The sequence below is a fragment of the Bacillus sp. SIMBA_008 genome (genome assembly GCF_046535495.1).
GTDB lineage: Bacteria > Bacillota > Bacilli > Bacillales > Bacillaceae > Bacillus > Bacillus subtilis.
In genome coordinates, this window is the sequence record NZ_JAWRWL010000855.1 from 1 (window position 1) to 254 (window position 254).

1 pseudogene is annotated in these 254 nt (G+C 38.6%); it reads right to left on the bottom strand.

Annotation, left to right across the window (positions count from 1 at the left end):
• Positions 1-212, bottom strand: a pseudogene (locus tag SB658_RS25765) (ABC transporter permease); the annotation flags it as partial.
• Positions 213-254 lie beyond the last annotated feature (42 nt).

The window sequence follows — 254 nt, forward strand, 5'->3', positions numbered from 1 at the left end:
CTCACAACCCAGCTGAAGGAAAGAGGCGACCCATTCGTATAATTGACAACGAATTCACAATCTTGAAGAGCTGGGTTATTCAAACATTCTTGATATGTTGAGTAGTTGTTATAAACCATAAAAGGGTTTGCCGCCATTAAAAGAATGCCGCTGCATAAAAACAACCACTGATTTTTTTTCCATTCTGTGTACAACAATCCCTGCGGTATCATTCCGGTCCTCCTTTCTTACACATGCTTCGTTTTTTTATATAT